The 13,898-nt window shown below is 57.5% G+C and carries 14 protein-coding genes; 2 read left to right on the top strand and 12 right to left on the bottom strand.

Going from position 1 to position 13,898, the window contains the following annotated elements:
- The first annotated feature begins 6 nt into the window (after window positions 1–6).
- Window positions 7–279, top strand: a complete 273-nt coding sequence (locus tag PM3016_RS14360; RefSeq protein ID WP_013916365.1) for a hypothetical protein — start codon at window positions 7–9, stop codon at window positions 277–279.
- 146 nt (window positions 280–425) lie between these two features.
- Here PM3016_RS14360 and PM3016_RS14355 read toward each other — a convergent pair whose 3' ends face one another.
- Entirely contained in the window at window positions 426–1,460 is a 1,035-nt protein-coding gene (locus PM3016_RS14355) for a patatin-like phospholipase family protein (RefSeq protein WP_014369982.1), read from the bottom strand.
- A gap of 138 nt (window positions 1,461–1,598) precedes the next feature.
- Complete coding sequence (gene mntR, locus PM3016_RS14350; RefSeq protein WP_013916362.1) at window positions 1,599–2,027, bottom strand: transcriptional regulator MntR; 429 nt, start codon at window positions 2,025–2,027, stop codon at window positions 1,599–1,601.
- 243 nt (window positions 2,028–2,270) lie between these two features.
- Between mntR and splB the strand changes: the two genes are divergently transcribed.
- On the top strand, window positions 2,271–3,332 hold the full coding sequence (gene splB / locus PM3016_RS14345; RefSeq protein ID WP_014369981.1) for a spore photoproduct lyase: 1,062 nt from the start codon (window positions 2,271–2,273) through the stop codon (window positions 3,330–3,332).
- A 47-nt stretch (window positions 3,333–3,379) separates the two neighbouring features.
- On the opposite strand, the gene PM3016_RS14340 is transcribed toward splB, so the two are convergent.
- From PM3016_RS14340 to PM3016_RS14295, 10 genes are all read right to left on the bottom strand, one after another.
- Window positions 3,380–4,087: a cytochrome c biogenesis CcdA family protein gene (locus PM3016_RS14340; protein ID WP_013916360.1), complete on the bottom strand. Its 708-nt coding sequence runs from the start codon at window positions 4,085–4,087 to the stop codon at window positions 3,380–3,382.
- Window positions 4,088–4,163: 76 nt separating this feature from the next.
- Window positions 4,164–4,967: a metal ABC transporter permease gene (locus tag PM3016_RS14335; protein ID WP_013916359.1), complete on the bottom strand. Its 804-nt coding sequence runs from the start codon at window positions 4,965–4,967 to the stop codon at window positions 4,164–4,166.
- 18 nt (window positions 4,968–4,985) lie between these two features.
- Entirely contained in the window at window positions 4,986–5,768 is a 783-nt protein-coding gene (locus PM3016_RS14330) for a metal ABC transporter ATP-binding protein (protein ID WP_013916358.1), read from the bottom strand.
- A 90-nt stretch (window positions 5,769–5,858) separates the two neighbouring features.
- Window positions 5,859–6,923, bottom strand: coding sequence for a metal ABC transporter solute-binding protein, Zn/Mn family (locus tag PM3016_RS14325; RefSeq protein ID WP_013916357.1), 1,065 nt, complete (start codon window positions 6,921–6,923; stop codon window positions 5,859–5,861).
- A gap of 196 nt (window positions 6,924–7,119) precedes the next feature.
- On the bottom strand, window positions 7,120–8,784 hold the full coding sequence (locus tag PM3016_RS14320; protein WP_014369980.1) for an alpha-amylase family glycosyl hydrolase: 1,665 nt from the start codon (window positions 8,782–8,784) through the stop codon (window positions 7,120–7,122).
- A gap of 193 nt (window positions 8,785–8,977) precedes the next feature.
- Entirely contained in the window at window positions 8,978–10,051 is a 1,074-nt protein-coding gene (locus PM3016_RS14315; RefSeq protein ID WP_014369979.1) for a Gfo/Idh/MocA family protein, read from the bottom strand.
- A gap of 107 nt (window positions 10,052–10,158) precedes the next feature.
- Window positions 10,159–12,180, bottom strand: coding sequence for a methionine--tRNA ligase (gene metG, locus PM3016_RS14310; RefSeq protein ID WP_014369978.1), 2,022 nt, complete (start codon window positions 12,178–12,180; stop codon window positions 10,159–10,161).
- A 358-nt stretch (window positions 12,181–12,538) separates the two neighbouring features.
- Entirely contained in the window at window positions 12,539–12,748 is a 210-nt protein-coding gene (gene yidD / locus PM3016_RS14305) for a membrane protein insertion efficiency factor YidD (protein WP_014369977.1), read from the bottom strand.
- 63 nt (window positions 12,749–12,811) lie between these two features.
- Window positions 12,812–13,246, bottom strand: coding sequence for a hypothetical protein (locus PM3016_RS14300; RefSeq protein WP_013916350.1), 435 nt, complete (start codon window positions 13,244–13,246; stop codon window positions 12,812–12,814).
- Between the two features lie 365 nt (window positions 13,247–13,611).
- A complete protein-coding gene (locus tag PM3016_RS14295; RefSeq protein ID WP_013916349.1) occupies window positions 13,612–13,848 on the bottom strand; it encodes a hypothetical protein in 237 nt (78 codons plus the stop codon).
- Between the last annotated feature and the right edge of the window lie 50 nt (window positions 13,849–13,898).

Here is a 13,898-nt window from a genome sequence, read left to right as displayed (position 1 = left end):
CAGATCATGAGAAATCGCGGCAACACAGCAGCTTACATCGTTTTTGGGCTTATCGGCGTGGGGATCCTGGTGAACCTGCTGTCGAATCCCCGGGGCATCCTCGTTCCCTTGATCGTGTTCGGCGGTATCTTCCTTCTCTACAAGTTCCCTCCGAACCGCTGGGGCAAGTCCCGCGGCTACGGTGCGCGTCCCGCCAAGGGACCGAAGCGGAAGAACGCCAAGTTCCGGGTCATCCAGGGAAGCAAGCCCGATGGAGATGAACCGCCGAAATATCATTAAGCCTGATTTGCCTTTCACGATACAGCAAGCCAAAGAGCCGGGCGGCGCCGCCCGGCTCTTTGGCTTGCTCGAATTCCCGCACCCGCCTCTCCCTTTGCGCCGGACGGGCTTCCTGCTGCAGGGGCCGTCTTGAGCGGATCCGTCCCTTACACCCGCACAATGGTCTTCGGCTCCTCTGCCGCCGGATGGTTCCCCGGTCCGGAAGGGGAGTCCGCTCGCGGATAAAACTTGGTCCAGTGCTGCTTGTATTCGTCGAGCTTCCACTTCTGGAAGAAGGACAAGGCCGCCCGGTGCCCGGAATCGTAGAGCTCCTGGCTTTGGCGGTCCGTCAAGTCGAAGTCCGTCACCGACACGCCAAGGGTCGGGATCTTGACCGTTCGGAACCGGTTCTGCTCCTGGATGTACCGCTCGTCATGCGCATCCAGCATCGTCGAGAACAAGGCGCGCATCATCGTCACCGGTCCCCGGATCCGGTTCGGCACCCCTGCCCCGCGGCCGACCAGCTGAAAGCCGATGGTCGGAATGATCTGACGCGAAGCGGCAGCCGAGGCTTCCATCCGGTCGAAGATCCACAGCGGGAAGTTGCTGAGCAGCGCCCCGTCGACAATGAAGATGAATCCGTCGGCGAAGCTCTCGCCGGGCTTTCGGGCCGCGGCTTTCTTCCGGATGATGACCGGATCGAAAAAATAGGGAATGGCGCTGCTCATCCGCACCGCCTTCGCCACCAGGAAGCGGCGGGGATCAATGCCGTAATGCGCAATATCGTCCGGGAGGACCAGCAGCCTGCGCCCCGAAATGTCCGATGCAATAATCCGCAGCTGATCCTTCTCCAGATCGCCGAACGTCCGGATTCCCTTCGCCAGGAGCAGCTGGTAAATCCAGTGTTCAAGCCGGTCTCCGGAATACAGCCCCTGCTTGACGAAGAGCCGCGTAAGCGGACCCACCCACTTCAAATTGAAAACGGGAGCCCGGTGCAGGAAGGAACGGAATGGAGTTCCCTCGATGACTTCCTTCAGCTCGCCGGCCCGGTAGCCCGCGGCTACCAGCGAGGCGACGATCGAACCGGAGGAGGTGCCCGCCACCTGGTTGAATTCGTACCCCAGCTGTTCGACGGCCGCGACAGCTCCCGCCAGGCCGATCCCCTTGACGCCTCCCCCTTCGAAGACGGCATTAATTTTCATCCGCACCACTCCCCTGCTGCCGACGGCAGACCATGCTTACCATTATGTATGCGGGAGGGCCTGGACGTTATGCGGAGAGCACCATCCACAGCCTTCAAGCCATAAAAAAAGAACACCCGGCCAACAGCCGGATGCTCTTTAATTCGACGTTTCCTCGATTTCCTTCTTGATCTGCAGCAGCGCCTCGCCGCGGGAAGGGTCCTGCTTGAAATACTCCAGCAGCGTTTCGATGCAGGTAATGGAGTCCCAGCTGAGATGGTGCTCTATGCCTTCCACATCTTTGTATATGTTCTCCTCAGAGACGCCGATCAGCGTCAGGAATTCTTCAAGGAGCTGATGCCTGTCCACCAGCCGCTTGCCGACCTTCTGGCCCTTGGAGGTAAGTACGAGTCCACGGTATTTCTCATAGATGAGATAGTTATCCTTATCCAGCTTCTGGATCATCTTCGTCACGGAAGAAGGATGAACCTCCAGCCCTTCCGCAATGTCGGATACGCGGGCGTAGCCTTTTTCATCAATCAATTTATAAATCTTCTCTAAGTAATCTTCCATACTCGGCGTAGCCATGCGCGTTCCTCCTGTGTTTCGCGAACCGGCGGAGCGTAAGGGCTCCGGGGAGGGTTCGTTCATTCGTCTGAGCGTTAGGAAAGTGCCGGAAGGGGATCGACCCCACGCTTTCCCTCGGTTCGGAAGCGCACCAGCGGCACATCCTAAGTCCATCTTAAGCGTTCTTTACTATATCATAGGCTTCTTCCACTTCGCAAGTCCGCACCACCGCCTCACCAACCTTGCCCGCAGGGAGGAAAAGCGATGACCACCGAGCTGCTCGCACCGCCGGTCCGCGGTACGCAGGTATTCGTTCCGGAGCTTGTCTATTTCGAGCCGAACGCGCTGGAATACCCCAAAGGCCAGAGGATTCACGAGTGGGCCAAAAAAGAAGGCCTGCCGATCCGCATTACCCCGTCGCATAACCGGATCACGAATCTGCCGGGGGAAAGCGATCTGGAGAAATACCGCATCGCCAAGCGCACGCTTGTTGTCGGCATCCGCAAAACGCTCAAATTCGACACGTCGAAGCCCTCCGCCGAATATGCGATTCCGATCGCAACCGGCTGCATGGCCCACTGCCATTACTGCTACCTGCAGACGACGCTCGGCGCCAAGCCTTACATCCGCGTATATGTGAACACCGACGATATTCTGAAGGCCGCCCAAGGGTACATTGACGAGAGGGCGCCGGAGATTACCCGCTTCGAGGCAGCCTGTACGTCCGACCCGGTGGGTCTTGAGCATATCAGCGGCTCGCTGAAGGAGTATATCGAGTTCATGGGACAGCAGCCGCTTGCCCGGCTCCGCTTCGTAACGAAGTTTCACCACGTCGATCCCCTGCTCGATGCCAAGCACAACGGGCATACCCGGTTCCGGTTCAGCGTCAATGCCGACTACGTCATCAAACATTTCGAGCCTTCGACCTCGTCCTTCTACGAGCGGATTGAAGCGGCCGGCAAAGTCGCCAAGGCGGGCTATCCCCTCGGCTTCATCATCGCCCCGATCATCTGGCACGAAGGCTGGGAGAACGGGTATGCCGAGCTGCTGACGAAGCTGAAAGAAACCCTGCCGCCCGAAGCGACGGCCGATCTGACGTTCGAGCTGATTCAGCACCGGTTCACGAAGACAGCCAAAACCATCATCCAGCAGCGGTATCCGAAGACGAAGCTTGAGATGGATGAGGAGAAGCGCAAGTACAAGTGGGGCCGCTGGGGCCAAGGCAAGTATGTGTATCCGGATGAGCAGGCGAACGCCCTGCGCGAATTCATTACGGAGCGGATCTTCGAGAACTTCCCGGAGTCGAAGATCGAGTATTTTACGTAGCAGAGCAGTGGAATATAAAAAAGCGGCCCGCGGGGCCGCTTTTGCTTTTATCCGATCCAACTTGGCGTAATGCGCTGCAGCCAGATGGTGATTCGCGTCATTTGGTCCGTATACAGCAGCACGGCCATAAGAAGCATGACCCCTCCCCCGATCTTCATCATCAGGGAGCTGTACTTCAGTATCCACTTCGTCGACCCGATGTAGAAGGCCAGCACGAAGAACGGAATCGCGAAACCGAGCGAGTAAGCGGAGATCAGCGGCAGCCAGGAATCCGGCTCCGTCGCGGCAAGCGAGAGCATCGCCGAGAGGATCGGCCCGATACAGGGCGACCAGCCCGCCGCGAACCCGATGCCCACCAGCAGGGAACCGAGATATCCGGCCGGCTTCGACTTCAGCTGAAGCTTGCGCTCCTTCATCAGCCACTGGGGCTGGAAGATCCCGAGCAGGAACAAAGCCATCACGAAGATCAGGATAGCGGACAGCTGCCTCAGCAGGTCCCGCTGATCGTCGAAGAGAGAAGCCACGGCGCTGGCCCCAAGACCCATCGTGTAAAAGACGACGGAGAAGCCGACAATAAAGCACAGGGTATGCGTAACCAGTTTGAAACGGATTTCGCCGGAGCTCTCTTCGCTCTTGAGCTGGCCCACCGAAACCCCGGTAATATAGGACAAATAAGACGGATACAGCGGCAGACAGCAGGGAGAGATGAACGAGATAAACCCGGCCCACAGCGCGATCCAGATGTTCAGTTCCATAGCGAGACTTCGTCCCCTTTCTTGCTAACCCGCATGGGCATACATAGACAGCGTATGTATAACGGGGCGGCACCGGTTAAGTGCGCCATCCCCGTTTGAAGGCGAGCAGCGTAATCAATACGCTGATCAGCATAAGCACAACCGTGGCGCCGGGAGGCAGGTCCCAGATGCCGGCGGAGATCAGGCCGAGCGAGACGGCCACTTCGGAGAAGAGGATCGCCCAGAAGATCGACCGCTTGAAGCTGCGGGCGACAAGCAGCGAACAGGCGACGGGAATCGTCAGGAGCGAAGAGACGAGCAGCGCGCCCACGATCTTGATCGATGCGGAGATGACAAGCGCCGTCATCATCGTAATCATGATGTTGTAGAAGCGCAGCGGCAGCCCGCTGACTCCGGCCGCTTCCTCGTCGAAGAAGAGCAGGAACATCTCCTTGTAGTTGAAGGCGACGAAAGCGGTGACGAGCACGGCTACTCCGCTGACCACCCACAGGTCCGTGCGGTCCAGCGTATAGATACTCCCGAAGAAGTAGCTCATGACATTAATATTGAAGCCCTTGCCGAGAGTGAACAGCAGGGTGGCCAGCGCCACACCCCCTGACATGATAATGGCGATGGACAGCTCCGCATAGGACTTGTACGCCTTGCGCAGCTTCTCGATCCCGAAGGAAGCGAGCAGTGCAAATACGAGGCCCACACCGATCGGATAAACGTTAATCAGAAACCCCAGTGCCACGCCTGCGATTGAGACGTGCGACAGCGTATCCCCGATCATCGACAGCCGTCTCAGAACCAGAAACACGCCCATGAGCGGTGCAGTCAGACCGATCAGCAGTCCGCCGAGCAGCGCTCTTTGAAAAAAGTACTCTTGAAAAATATCCAACCTGCAGCCTCTCCTATTCTACGTCAGCACTTCCATCGATTCTCTTAACTGCTGCATGGAATGCGTCAGATCCGTCTCCCTGCAGTCCTCCGGCGTGTGCGTATGCTTCACATAAAATGACAGCGACCCGCTCCGCTGGATGGCTTCTTCGCCGAGGTACGACTGGACCATATCCATATCGTGCGAAACCATCATGAACGTAATGTGATGATGCTGGTGCATGTGCCGGATCATGCGGAAGAAGCCCGCCTGCGTCTCGGCGTCGATCCCGACCGTCGGCTCATCGAGGATGAGCAGCTCGGGATTATTGATCAGCGCGCGGGCCAGGAACACCCGCTGCTGCTGGCCGCCCGACAGCTGCCCGATGCGGCGGTCGGCGAGATCCTCGATGCGCATCGCATAGAGCGCGTCATCGGCCTTCGACAGCTGCGCCTTCGAGAGGCGGCGGAACATGTTCTTTTTGCCGTAGAGGCCTGACGTGACGACCTCCCGCACCGTTGCCGGGAAGAGGGGGTTCAGCGAATTCTTCTGCGGCACGTATCCGATCCGCTCCCAATCCCGGAACGTGGAGAGCGGCTCTCCGAACAGCCGGATCTCGCCGCGCGTCGGCTTCAAGAGGCCGACGATCATCCGCAGGAGTGTCGTCTTGCCCGCCCCGTTCGAGCCGATCAGGCCGACGAAGTCCCGCTCGAGCACCTTGAAGTTCAGGCCGTCGATGACGGTTTTGTGTTCATAAGAAAAAAAGACGTCATCGATCGATACGATCTCCCGATGACATCCGGAATGAGCGGTCTGCTGCATGGTGTGTGGCTCCTCCAGGGTTAACGGGGCCATCCGCCCTGTCTCTTGGAGGGAGGACGGATGACCGCCGCTCTGTAATTACGGTCTCTCTTATTGTAATGCTTTTACTAAAGAATTCAAATTATTCTTCATGACCTTCACATAATCGTCACCGGCTTGGACCTGCTCTTCGGTCAGGCCTTCGAGCGGACTCAGCACCGCCGTCTGCACGCCGGCATCCTGAGCCAGTGTCTTCGCGAGCTTATCGGAGACTAGCTCTTCGAAGAATATATATTTCACGTCATTGTCTTTTATGAATTTCAGTACGCTCTGCAGATCCTTCGAAGTCGGCTCCGCGTCCGGTGCCAGACCCATGATCGGCTTCTGGACCAGGCCGTACTCCTTCGCCAGGTAACCGAATGATTGGTGCGTGACGACAATCTCCTTCTTGGGCACAGCTGCGAGCTTCGTCTTGAACTCTTGATGCAAAGCATCCAGATCCGCGGCGAGCTTCTTATAGTTCGCCTCATAGTCGGCCTGGTGTGCCGCGTCTGCCTGAACGAGGGCGTTCTTGATGTTCTCGGCGATCTTCTTCGCATTGAGCGGTGACAACCACACGTGAGGGTCTACGGCATGCTCGTCATGAGCCTCTTCTTCATGAGCGGCTTCATCGTGACCCGCTTCTTCTTTGTGCGCCGCCTCATCCGCATGCGCCTCTTCTTCCTGATGAGCGGCCTCTCCCTCATGATTGTGGGCATCACCCGTGCCTTCGATCAGCTCCACGCCCTTCCCCGCTTCGACGACGAGCGACTTCGAATCCGTCTTGAGGCTCTCGAGCGTATCGTTAACCCAGCCCTCGAAGCCGGCTCCCAGGTACACGAACACCTGCGAATTCTTGATATTCTGGATGTCGCGGCCCTTCGGGGACCAGTCATGCGGCTCTACGCCGGCCGGCACCACGTTGACCGCATTGACATGCGTTCCGCCGATCTTCGAGGCGAAATCGTAGAGCGGGTAGAAGCTGGTAACCACGTTGATCTTGTCATTGACAAGCGCGGCCTGCGGCTTGCCGCACGCCGACATGACCGCCAGCGCCGCGATCAGTGCAAGCGGCAGGAACGACCGGCGCAGCCAGGGGAACCGGAACCTCCGGGAGAATAAGTTGAATCGGGACATGATGAGTGCACTCCTTTGTATGTAAATCGTAAATATTTTTATTAGAACAAAACAGATTATACGGCCGCCCTCCCGGCTTGTCAATGGTAAATGTAGAAATTACTATAAAGAAGATCAGCTCCTCCCCCAACCGCGCACGCCCCCGGAACCTCCCTTCCCCCAACAATGAAAAAACACCCTGCACGGGTGCTTTCTGCTAGCTTTCTGGCAGCAAATGAACTCTCTGAAAAATCTGCGTCTCCCATCCCTGGATAAAGAGATCATACGTCCCCGGAGAGGAGCCCCCAGCGCCGCCCTGACCGGATGAGTAGATCAAACGTTTGTTTGCTCCTGCATATGTATCGGCAAACCTGCGCTCTTCAAACCAGATCCCACGGGGCTTTTCGGATACATTGACGACAATCAGAAACTCCTCATTCCCGCGCCTTCTGATATAGGTCAGCACCGAGTCTTCCGAATGGCCGACAAACTCCAGTTCCCCTTCCCACAATGCCGCATGAGAGGTTCGCAGGTGAATCAGGGCCTTATAGTGTGCGTACAGCTCCTCATCAAACCGGTTCCAGTCCAATTGGTATTCGTGAAACAATGAAGTCCAGGTATCCAGCGTGCGCTCGTTAAACTCCTGGCCCATCATGATCGAAGGCACACCTTCCACCGTCAGCAGAATAGAGGCTGCGGGCTTGGTCAATGGTTCTCCGGCATAGGCCCAGATCCTGGACCGCTCCTTCTCCTCCAGCCAGCGCATTCGCAAAGCGCCTTTCGGAAAGCTGTACTTATAGGAATGATAGATCCGGACGAACTCATCCCGGGTGATTTTCCGTTCGGCCAAATCCTTGATCGTTAATCTCAGACTGCCGTCATAAGTCAAATCACAGCATTCCAGGTGATGATACTCATCGTAGGATTGGGAGATCAGTGCGATGTCCGCTTTCACTTTCAACAGCGCCTGCCGGATCTGTGCCAGGAAATTCATCGGGGTGATGTCGGAGTCGTCCAATCGGAAGCCATCGAAATCAAAGCGGGTGACCCAATAGGTCATGGCTTCTATAATATAAGCTCTCATCTCTTCATTCTCGAAATTCAATCCCGCAAAATAGTCCCGGTTCGGAACTTCATAGTACACTTCGTTGTTCTCGTTGCGCATAAAATAGTCCGGATGGCTCCGAGTCAGGATGTGGTCCACACTGCCGCGGTTCATAACCCAATCCAGGATCACCCTCATGCCGTACTCATGCGCCTTGGCGATGAATGCCTGCAGCTCATCGGATGTTCCAAACCGGCTGTCTATGGAATAATAATCCCTCACGGCATAGGGATCGCCGAAGCTCCCGATTCTTTTCTCCACGCCGACTTCTTGGAAAGGCATGATCCACAGCGTATTGACCCCAAGCTGCTGCAGGTAATCCAATTTGTCCGCCAATCCTATGAACCCGCCTTCCGTAAAGGCGCTGATGTGCAGCTGATAAATCACCGCCCTCCTGATCCATTCGGGACTGTCCAGCGAATGAAACCGTTCATACAGGATTCCGGGCGCTTGTTCCGTAATGTCGGACGTGCGTATCAGGACATCCCCCTGTTCCGTTACCGTGATGGACGAATTATGTTGTCCGTCCTCCGAAACATTCGGGTTCAGCGGATCCAGGATCCATTCCGAATCATTCACGACGATTTTGTATAAATGCCTTCCTTCCGGGAGCTTCAATTCCAGCTCCCAGGTATGGTTTTCCCTTCGTGCCATCCTATGCCTGGCCGCATCCCAGCTGTTAAAGGTTCCCGCTACGGCGACGCACCGGACATCTTCCTCCGCTTCATAAACAAATTTTACTCCATGCTCGCCTCTGGCCGGAAAATAAGGTTTCATCTGGTTCTCCTTCGTTCACATCATCGCTTGGTATGTGTCGTGATATCGTTAATCTACCATGGAATGAGGACAAGATCTGTCACCATTCAAGAAAAAAAAGCATCCCTCCAAGTCAGAGATTCCTGCCTTGGAAAGATGCTTTGGCACTTAGTTCATATCAGGCCGCGTCAGCACGGCGCCGGGTACGGGTTCCCTACTCGATCCGCACGGCCTGCTCCTGCGCCCGGAGGCACAGCTCCGCCGCCTTGAACGCATGCTCCTGCGTCATCGCGTTCTCGGTGCGGTGGATGCAGTCGAGGATGAGCTGGCCGAAGTACGGGTAACCCACCTGCCCGTTGACGCTGAAGTGGTGCTCGCCTTCCTGGTTGACCAGATACACATGGCCGCCCTGTTCGTCGCGGGCGATGTCCACATACTTGCGAAGCTCGATATAGCCTTCCGTACCGAGGATAATCGTGCGGCCGTCGCCCCAGGTGCTGAGGCCGTCCGGCGTAAGCCAGTCGACGCGGAAGTAGAAGGTCGCCCCGTTGTCGCCGACGAGCATCGCGTCTCCGAAATCTTCGAGCTCCGGATACTGCTTGTTGTTGTAGTTCGCCACGCGCGAGCTGGTTACCGTGCCGTCCTTGGCGCCGGTATAGTACAGGAACTGCTCGATCTGGTGGCTCCCGATATCGCAAAGGATGCCGCCGTACTTCTCATGCTCGAAGAACCACTGCGGACGGGACGGGGCATTGAGCCGGTGCGGCCCCCAGCCCATCACCTGAACCACGCGGCCGATCGCGCCCTGCTCCACGAGCTGGCCCGCATAGATGGCGCTTTCCACATGCAGCCGTTCGCTGTAATAGACTGCGTACTTGCGTCCGGTCTCCTTGACCTTCGCGCGCGCGGCTTCCAGCTGGGCCCGTGTGGTGAACGGCGTTTTGTCCGTGAAGTAATCCTTGCCGGCGTCCATGACGCGAAGCCCGAGGGCACAGCGCTCGGATGGCACCGCCGCGGCCGCGACCAGCTTGATCGACGGATCGTTCAGGATCTCCTCCTCGGAAGCGGCTGCCCGTGCCTGCGGGAACTTCTGCCGGAACGCTTCGACTTTCTTCGGATCCGTATCGTAAACCGCCACGAGGTCGGCCCCCGCTTCGATCAGCCCGTTCGTCATCCCATAGATGTGCCCGTGGTCCAGCGCCACCGCGGCGAAGGCGAATTCGCCCTGCGACACCACCGGATTCGGTTTTCCCTTCGGCGCGTAGTTCATTCCGTCGTGCTTCGACATATGAGAATCGGCCTCCCATGAATCCTTACGGATTGGTATGTTAACGTGAACAGTCCTTATTTTACCACAGGACTGTTCACGTGAACATCCCCTATTGATCCGAATCGTTATTTCACGATGGCGCCGTTCGGAAGATCTTCGGCCACGGTCGCCAGCGTCAGCTGGTCGCCCTTGGAAGCCGCGAGGATCATGCCCTGCGACAGCTCGCCGCGCAGCTTCACCGGCTTCAGGTTCGTGACGCAGATGACCTTGCGGCCGACCATCTGCTCCGGCGTGTAGAACTTCGCGATGCCGGAGACGACCTGGCGCTGCTCGTCGCCGAGATCCAGCTGCAGCTTCAGCAGCTTGTCGGCTTTCTTCACCGGCTCGGCGGCGATGACCTGGGCTACGCGGAGCTCTACCTTGAAGAAATCGTCGATGGAGATTTCGGGCAGGTGCTCCACTTCCTCCGCATCCGCTGCTGCCGGGGCGGCTGGAGCCGCCTGGCTTCCTTCCGCTGCCGGAGCCGGTGCTTCTTCCTGTGCCGCCGGCGTGCCGCCGGTCATCGAAGCGGCGATGTACGCGATCTCGACATCGGCTTCCAGGCGCGGGAAGATCGCTTCGCCCTTCGTCACGCGGGTGCCGGATGGCAGCGTGCCGAACGCATGGACGGTATTCCATGCCGTCAGCTCCCCTTCCGCGATGCCGAGCTGCGCCCAGATCTTCTTCGGCGCCTGCGTCAGGAACGGCTGCAGGAGCACCGAGGAGATCCGCAGCGATTCGGCGAGCACGTACAGCACGGAGCCGAGCGTCGCGCGTTTGTTCTCGTCCTTGGCGAGGACCCATGGCGCCGTCTCGTCGATGTACTTGTTCGTGCGGGAGATCGACTGCCAGATCGCCGACAGGGCAACGGAGAACTCCATGTTCTCCATGCTCTCTTCGACCTTCGCCACGGAGGCGCGGATCGTCTCGAGCAGGTCTTTGTCGAACTCGGTGGCCCCTTCGATATACGGCTGCACTTCGCCGCCGAAGTACTTCTCGATCATCGCTACGGTGCGGCTCAGCAGGTTGCCGAGGTCATTCGCGAGGTCGTAGTTGACGCGCTCGACGAAGCTCTCCGGCGTGAAGGTGCCGTCGGAGCCGAACGGAACGTCCCTCATCAGGAAGTAGCGCAGGGCATCCAGGCCGTACCGGTCGATCAGCGTAACCGGGTCGACGACGTTGCCCTTGGATTTGGACATTTTGCCGTCCTTCATCAGGATCCAGCCGTGGCCGATGACCCGCTTCGGCAGCGGAATGTCGAGCGCCATCAGCATGCACGGCCAGATGATGGAGTGGAAGCGCACAATCTCCTTAGCCATCAGATGTACGTCAGCCGGCCAGTACTTCCGGTAGAGGCTGTCGTCATCGCTGCCGTACCCGAGAGCCGTAATGTAGTTCGACAGCGCGTCGATCCACACGTAGATGACGTGCTTCGGATCGCCCGGCACCTTGATCCCCCAGTCGAACGTCGTACGGGACACCGCGAGATCCTCGAGGCCCGGCTTGATGAAGTTGTTGATCATCTCGTTGCGGCGCGCTTCCGGCGTCAGGAATTCCGGATGCTCCTCGTAGTGCTTCACGAGCCGGTCCGCATACTTGCTCAGACGGAAGAAGTAGCTCTCTTCCTTCACCCACTCGACGGGGCGCCCGCAGTCCGGACAGCTGCCGTTGTCGAGCTTGTTCTCGAGGAAGAAGGATTCGCACGGCGTACAGTACCAGCCTTCATAGTGGCCGAGATAAATATCGCCCTGGTCCTTTAGCTTCGTAAAAATCTTCTCGACCGCCTGCTTATGCCGCGGCTCCGTCGTGCGGATGAAATCGTCGTACGTGATATCGAGCTTTTTCCAAAGTTCCTTGATGCCTACTACGATATCATCGACGAATTCCTGCGGCGTTTTGCCGGCTTCCTGGGCCTTGCGTTCGATCTTCTGCCCGTGCTCGTCCGTGCCGGTCAGGTAGCGGACATCGAAGCCGCGAAGCCGCTTGTAGCGGGCCATGACATCGCCGGCCGTGGTGGAATAAGCGTGGCCGATATGGAGCTTGTCGCTCGGATAATAAATCGGCGTGGTAAGATAAAACGTCTTTTTCTCGGACTGCGGTGTCGACATGGACAACATCCTCCTTCGGTAGTGAAAAAACAAAAAAGCCCTCATCCCTTTGGGACGAGAGCTTGTGCTCACGCGGTACCACCCAACTTCCCCTGCATGGAGGCACACTTCGGTAAGATGTGCGCAGGGCTCAGCGGCCGGCTGTCGCCGGCCGTCCGTTAACGCCGGACCTACGATGAAAGCTCACCGCTCCCGCCAACACCTGGCGCGGCTCACCGACATATCCTCCGGGACCATCTTCCTTCCGCTCCGCCAACCGGCTCTCACCTAACCCGGCTCTCTGCTGTGGCTTCTGCCTGAAGTACTTATCCGTTCACGGGACTGTTATGCCAAATATAGCGAAAATCCCCTGCGCCTGTCAAGGGACGTGATCCACGCCTCCCGGATGGAACGGATGGCACTTGCAGATCCGCTTCACGGTCAGCCAGCTGCCGCGGGCTGCCCCGTGCTTCTCGAGCGCCTCCAGCGCGTATTCCGAGCAGGTCGGATAGAACCGGCAGGTCGGCGGCTTCAGCGGCGAAATAAACCGGCGGTAGAACCGGACGGGCGCCTGGAGCGCTTTTTTCATATGGACTTCCGCCTCCCCCTCGCCCTTCATGCGTCTCATGATGCCATGGGGGAAGGCCGCCTGTCAATTCGGCTTCACGGCCGGCTTGACTACCGCCTCTTCGGGAGACATGGGCTGCTCGTACAGACTCTGGCCCAGGCTGCCGCCCGTGTAGCTCCAATGCCCGACAACCCTGCCTTGACGGGTAAAGACAAGAATACTCGTGCCCTCGTCACTCGAGAGATGACGGTCGGTCCAGTGGTAGCCGAGACGCGCATTGATCTGATCCGGTGTACTGTAGGGAGGAAAAACATGCAGCAGGTCCCACTCGAAAGGAGTGTAGTCCCGAATGTGAACCTCTCCTCCCTGGGCCGCCGCACGCTTCACGGCCTCCTCCAGCGAAGTCTTCGCGGCGGTTTCCTGCTTGGTTGCCGACACGGCGCTGCCGGTGGCGAGCCCCACCCAGGACCCCATGGCAATGACGCCTGCTAATAATAAAATATGAACCTTTTTATTCATAATAAGTCCCTTCCTTACTCGGCCGCCTAAGGGCGCCGTTCAATACTGGGGAATATCCGGTGCTCGGGCAAATCTTTTTGCGCTCCGTTAGGTGCTCGGGTATATCTTTTTGCGCTCCGTTATGCTTCGCATAAAGGTCGCTTTCAAAAAGATATCTCCTCGCTGGCAGAATGCACCAACAACAACATGACACCAGCCTGTACCACTGGGTCTCCAATCAACACGCTCGGGCGTATCTTTTTGCGCTCCGTTATGCTTCGCATAAAGGTCGCTTTCAAAAAGATATCTCCTCGCTGGCGCAGGTAGAAAAAACGGTATACAAAAAACATACTAACAGCGGTAAATGCACGCTGTTCTTAGAACTGCTACGCGAGCCACTTGTATGTATACCCGATGATGAGTCCGATCCCGTAAAAAGCCAGCGTGCCGTAGCGTTTCTGATCCTCGTCGTTCAGGAATCCGTCGGTTATGAAGACTCCGGCAAAGATGAGAAGCTTCAGCCAAACGCTAAGGTCGAGCAGCGGATGAATGACGCCATAACCCAAGGCTGTCGCACACAGAAGCCAGGATACCACGGTTTTTGTTTTTTCTCTATTTCCCATCTCCGTCTCTCCTATCATATCATAGATTTGTTACAATTTTTACCTTTTAT

Origin of the sequence: Paenibacillus mucilaginosus 3016 (genome assembly GCF_000250655.1) — a bacterium.
Lineage (GTDB): Bacteria > Bacillota > Bacilli > Paenibacillales > NBRC-103111 > Paenibacillus_G > Paenibacillus_G mucilaginosus.
The sequence above is the reverse complement of the archived record's forward strand: the minus strand, read 5'-3'. Positions and strand labels throughout refer to the sequence as shown.

Bases quoted from the DNA above. Each gene is read 5' to 3' on its own strand.
- PM3016_RS14360 (WP_013916365.1), top strand. From the start codon at position 7: ATGAGAAATCGCGGCAACACAGCAGCTTACATCGTTTTTGGGCTTATC.
- PM3016_RS14355 (WP_014369982.1), bottom strand. From the start codon at position 1,460: ATGAAAATTAATGCCGTCTTCGAAGGGGGAGGCGTCAAGGGGATCGGC.
- mntR (WP_013916362.1), bottom strand. From the start codon at position 2,027: ATGGCTACGCCGAGTATGGAAGATTACTTAGAGAAGATTTATAAATTG.
- splB (WP_014369981.1), top strand. From the start codon at position 2,271: ATGACCACCGAGCTGCTCGCACCGCCGGTCCGCGGTACGCAGGTATTC.
- PM3016_RS14340 (WP_013916360.1), bottom strand. From the start codon at position 4,087: ATGGAACTGAACATCTGGATCGCGCTGTGGGCCGGGTTTATCTCGTTC.
- PM3016_RS14330 (WP_013916358.1), bottom strand. From the start codon at position 5,768: ATGCAGCAGACCGCTCATTCCGGATGTCATCGGGAGATCGTATCGATC.
- PM3016_RS14325 (WP_013916357.1), bottom strand. From the start codon at position 6,923: ATGTCCCGATTCAACTTATTCTCCCGGAGGTTCCGGTTCCCCTGGCTG.
- PM3016_RS14320 (WP_014369980.1), bottom strand. From the start codon at position 8,784: ATGAAACCTTATTTTCCGGCCAGAGGCGAGCATGGAGTAAAATTTGTT.
- PM3016_RS14315 (WP_014369979.1), bottom strand. From the start codon at position 10,051: ATGTCGAAGCACGACGGAATGAACTACGCGCCGAAGGGAAAACCGAAT.
- metG (WP_014369978.1), bottom strand. From the start codon at position 12,180: ATGTCGACACCGCAGTCCGAGAAAAAGACGTTTTATCTTACCACGCCG.
- yidD (WP_014369977.1), bottom strand. From the start codon at position 12,748: ATGAAAAAAGCGCTCCAGGCGCCCGTCCGGTTCTACCGCCGGTTTATT.
- PM3016_RS14300 (WP_013916350.1), bottom strand. From the start codon at position 13,246: ATGAATAAAAAGGTTCATATTTTATTATTAGCAGGCGTCATTGCCATG.
- PM3016_RS14295 (WP_013916349.1), bottom strand. From the start codon at position 13,848: ATGGGAAATAGAGAAAAAACAAAAACCGTGGTATCCTGGCTTCTGTGT.